Annotated in this window: 3 protein-coding genes; 2 read left to right on the top strand and 1 reads right to left on the bottom strand. The window is 60.5% G+C overall.

Translation table 11 applies throughout. The features are described 5' to 3' along the window. Window positions 1-172, top strand: a 172-nt coding sequence (locus AC52Q4_RS15750) for a YHS domain-containing protein (RefSeq protein ID WP_495537751.1), incomplete at its 5' end; no start/stop codon positions are given. Window positions 173-445: 273 nt separating this feature from the next. On the opposite strand, the gene AC52Q4_RS15755 is transcribed toward AC52Q4_RS15750, so the two are convergent. Continuing rightward, a complete protein-coding gene (locus tag AC52Q4_RS15755; RefSeq protein ID WP_495537749.1) occupies window positions 446-1,477 on the bottom strand; it encodes a zinc-dependent alcohol dehydrogenase family protein in 1,032 nt (343 codons plus the stop codon). Between the two features lie 565 nt (window positions 1,478-2,042). Here AC52Q4_RS15755 and AC52Q4_RS15760 point away from each other — a divergent pair. Beyond that, on the top strand, window positions 2,043-3,138 hold a 1,096-nt coding region (locus tag AC52Q4_RS15760), incomplete at its 3' end, for a V-type ATP synthase subunit B (RefSeq protein ID WP_495537750.1).

A 3,138-nucleotide genomic window follows, 5' to 3' on the forward strand; every position in this document is an offset into this window, starting at 1 on the left:
GGATGTACGCACGGACCCCGTTTGTGGAATGAAGGTGCGCCCGGACTCGCCGTACGAGACCGACTTTGGCAGGCGGCGCTACCATTTCTGCACGGACAGTTGCCGACGCAAGTTCAACTCGGATCCGCAGCGGTGGCTGCGGCATCGGCAGGCGGAGTCAACCGATGAATGAAGCGCCGACCCTAACGACCGAGCAAGGCGGAACCAGAGCTTATGCCTTGCGGGAGAGGATAGCGCACCGAGTGCTTGGAGGGCGCGGCCGGCAGCGGCGTTGCCGTTACCTCCCGGAGCATAGTGCACCAACGACGCGGCGTTGGCAGCCTGCTCGCTGTGTCGGCACCGGCTCGTCGGCCGCCGGCAACTTCGAAGAGCCAGCAATCCGCGCGACCCTCGCGAATCAGATCCCGTTCCCGAAGGCGCGGTTTACTCCTACCACGCCACTATCTCACTCGGCTGTCAGTAGGATCTTGATGGCTTTCTCCACCGCGGCCTTTGAGAACACCTGGTAGGCGTGCTCCACCTCACCGAGCGGGAATCGGTGGGTCACCAGCGTGGCCGGCTCAAGACCGCCGGCCTGCACAATCCGCATCAGGACCGGGATGGTGTTTGTGTTTACCAGCCCAGTACGTAAGGTGACGTTCTTGATCCAGAGATCCTCAAGGTGAAGCTCGACGCTGCGACCGTGGACACCGACGTTGGCAACATGGCCGCCCGGCCGTACGATGCGTTGACATATATCGAAGGTCTCCGGGATGCCAACCGCTTCAATGGCGACGTCCACCCCCTCACCGGCGGTGATCCAACGGACGGATTCCAGCGGGGTATCAGTCACGATATCAGTGGCTCCGAGCTTGCGGGCCATCGCCAGACGATTCTCGTCAGGGTCAATCATGATGATCCGGGCGGGAGAGTAAAACCGCGAAGTCAACAAGGCCGCCAGTCCAATGGGGCCGGCGCCAACAATGGCTACGGTATCCCCTAGGCCCACTTCGCCGTACAGTGCACCGATCTCGTGGCCGGTAGGGAGGATGTCGCTGAGCATGACAGCGGCAGCGGAATCGAGGCTCTGTGGTAGGGGGTGCAGGCTGTTGTCCGCATGGGGAATACGTACGTACTCGGCCTGGGTTCCATCAATTAGATGTCCGAGGATCCAGCCGCCGTCCCGGCAATGCGCGTACATCCCACGCTTGCAGAAATCACAGCGGCCGCAAGAAGTGATGCAAGAGATGAGGACCCGATCGCCCGCCTTGAAATTGGTTACGCCCTCGCCAACCTCCGTGATAATGCCGACGCCCTCGTGACCCAGTATGCGGCCATGCTCCACGCTTGGTACATCGCCTTTAAGGATGTGCAGATCGGTGCCGCAAATTGTGGTATGGGTAAGCCGGACCACGGCATCCGTAGGTTTATTGATCGCGGGCTCCGCCCGCTCCTTCCAGGCGCGCTGGCCGGGCCCTTCGTAGACAAGTGCTTTCACTGCTTTGCTTCCTTGTTCGCGATGTGTCAACTAATACGACATTCGTAAAACCGCATCGGTTCGTCCAGAGCGGTCACGAGTCGGTTGTGGCGCTACACGTCTCTCTGGCACCGTAGATGCTGAACAAGAAGAGGAAAAAATCCATCCTATGAGCATTTGCTGGTAGGCTCGACGCTATCGCTCGCCGACAGCGCCGCCAACCCGCCGCATCAATTTTTTGACACATAGGGGTTCCCGAAACTGCGAGTGAGGTTCCATCGCAGCCGCCGTCCGCGGCTAAAGGCCAGGTCCCAGTTTAACTGCGAGTCAGGCGAGGTCCAGATCAGCCGGTGTAGACGCCCGATCGAATGTGACGCACTTGAGCTTGACATAAGACAGAGACGGCCGCGCGTGTTTCGCAATCGTTTGTTGGGTTTGCCGTAGCGGGCAAGACTAAACTGAACTGAACTGCCTCCGCCTTTCCGGAGACTCGTTGGCTCGAGCCGGGCCGCCGGGACAAAAGAATGCATAGGGGCTTGACCGCCAGCATGGGTCGACGCGGGCGTAAGCGTGGAGGTATCGGGAGATGACGCAGACTCTTGCGCGGTACACGCAAATCGTCTCCATCATCGGCGATATCCTCCAAGTGCGGGTGCCGAACATCGGCGAGGGCTGGGTACGCCCGCGTTTGCATGATCTTGCATTCATCGAAAGCCGGGAGCGTGAGCGCTCCCTCGCCCAGATTATCCGCATCGACCAGGAGGTGGTCTCGCTTCAGGTTTTCAGCGGCACCGAGGGTCTGTCCACCGCGGCCAGCGTACGCTTTACCGGCCGGCCCATGGAGGTGACATGCTCGCCTAATATCATGGGCAGGGTATTCGACAGCACGGGCCGGGCGCTGGACATAGGGCCGGATCTCGCTCAGGAACGCAAGGTGCCTATCGGCGGCCCTACGGTGAACCCAATGCGACGTGTGATGCCGAGCAAGATGATCCGCACGGGTGTGCCGATGATCGACGTCTTCAACTCCTTGGTGGAGAGCCAAAAGATTCCAATCTTCTCGGTGTCCGGTGAGCCCTATAACGCGCTATTGGCCCGCATCGCCGTGCAGGCGGATGCTGATGCGGTGATCTTCGGAGGCCTTGGTCTGATCTTCGACGATTACCACTTCTTTCGCACGCAGTTCGAGGAGGCCGGTGTCTTCGCGCGGACGGTCATGTTTGTTAATCAGGCCTCTGACCCGGTAATCGAGCGGCTGTTGGTCCCGGACATGGCGCTGACGGTGGCCGAGCGCCTGGCGGTTGAGGAGGGGCGGCAGGTGCTGGTGCTGCTCACGGACATGACAGCCTTCGCGGACGCCCTCAAGGAAGTGGGGATCAGCTTGGAGCGGGTACCCTCGAATCGGGGTTACATGGGTGATCTCTATACCCAGCTGGCGCGGCGCTACGAGAAGGCCTGCGACTTCAAGGGCGCCGGTTCGGTCACCATCCTTTCGGTGACCACCATGCCGGGTGACGACATCACTCACCCGGTGCCGGATAACACGGGGTATATCACAGAAGGGCAGTTCTATCTACATGGGGGGCTTGTCGACCCCTTCGGCTCACTCTCGCGCCTCAAGCAGCACGTCATCGGCAAGGTTACCCGTGAGGACCATGGTCAGGTGATGAATACCATGGTGC

Source organism: Nitrococcus sp. (assembly GCF_059432795.1).